2 protein-coding genes are annotated in these 1,494 nt (G+C 66.6%); both read left to right on the forward strand.

The features are described from left to right. A partial coding sequence (locus EOA27_RS36145) for a TOBE domain-containing protein (RefSeq protein WP_127258691.1) occupies positions 1–449 on the forward strand: 449 nt, incomplete at its 5' end. A 65-nt stretch (positions 450–514) separates the two neighbouring features. After that, a partial coding sequence (locus EOA27_RS36150; RefSeq protein WP_127258693.1) for a Xaa-Pro aminopeptidase occupies positions 515–1,494 on the forward strand: 980 nt, incomplete at its 3' end.

Here is a 1,494-nt window from a genome sequence, read left to right on the forward strand (position 1 = left end):
TTGCCGTCTTCCAGAACGGCAACATCGTTCAGATCGGCAGTCCGCGCGAAATATACCGGGCGCCGGCCTCGCGCTTCGTCGCCGGCTTCCTCGCCGGCAACAACATCTTGTCGGCTCAAACGGACGGCGCGCAACTCGATCTCTTCGGCATCCGCGTGCCGATGCCCGCCGCCTATGACCGGACGCGTCACGGCGACGGCGGGATCACGGTCTGGGTCCGCCCGGAAGACATCACCCTCGGCGATGTGGCGCCTGGCGCGGTCTCCTTCTCTGTCACGGTCGCCGACGTGTCCTTCGTCGGCACGTCGGAACGCGTCACCGTCATCACGGCCGACGGCCAGGAACTGAGCGTGCTCGCGCCCTCCGCAATAGCCCGCGAGTTGACCCCCGGCAGCACGGCAACCTGCGCTCTCCTGCCGTCGGCCATCGGATTTCTGGCGCGAGAATAGCGTGCCTGCCACCCAAGCCGGTCGTCCATCGCGGCGCCATCGGCATAGCATCAACGAGGACAGAAATGACCGTCACCCTGCGCAACGTGGATATCCCGGATTTCGGCCTTCCGGTCGAGCGCCCCGCCATCCCGGCCGCGACATATGAAACGCGCTGCGCCCGCGCCATCAACAAGTCCGGCGCCGACTGGCTGGTTGTCTATGCCGACCGCGAGCACGCCGCCAACATCGCCTTCCTGACCGGCTTCGAGCCCCGCTTCGAGGAGGCTCTGCTGCTTCTGGGCAAGGCAGGCCAGCGCATCATAGTCACCGGCAACGAGAACATCGGTTATACGCCGATCGCCGGCCTGCCCGACATCGTCACGATGCTTGCCCAATCACTGAGCCTGATGGGCCAGGATCGCAGCCAGAAGCCTGATCTTGTCGCGGTTCTGCGCGAAGCTGGGCTCGGGTCCGGCGACACGATCGGCATCGTCGGCTGGAAGTATCTCGAAGGCGAGGAGTGGGATTTGGCGAAGCCGACCTTCCTCGCCCCTTCTTTCATCGTCGATGCCATTGCCGCGATCGTCGGGCCGTCCGACATCGTGGACGCCACCCGCGTGCTGATGCACCCGGTCGAGGGCCTGCGGGCCGTGGTCGACGCAGACCAGATCGCCGAGGCCGAATGGGGAGCGTCGAGGGCATCGATGGCGGTCTGGCGGATCGTCACAGGCTTCACCCTTGGTGATAGCGAGCTCGCGGCCGCGTCCCGCATGGGCTATGCCGGCGAACCGATGAGCTGCCATCCGATGTTCGCCTCCAACGATGCGAGCGGCCCCGTCATCGGCCTGCGCAGCCCGACAGCCCGCGTGCCGCGGCGCGGCGAGGGTGCAACCACCGCGGTCGGGTACTGGGGTGGCCTGACGGCCCGCGGCGGCCTCATCGCCGAGGCCGACACCGCTTTCCTGGAGGTGGCCAAGGCTTATTTCGACGGACTGATCGCCTGGTACGAGACGGCAGGAATCGGTGTCGAAGGTGGCGCGATACACGAAGCGGTGATCTCGAC

It is taken from the genome of Mesorhizobium sp. M2A.F.Ca.ET.037.01.1.1, from assembly GCF_003998075.1.
GTDB lineage: Bacteria > Pseudomonadota > Alphaproteobacteria > Rhizobiales > Rhizobiaceae > Mesorhizobium.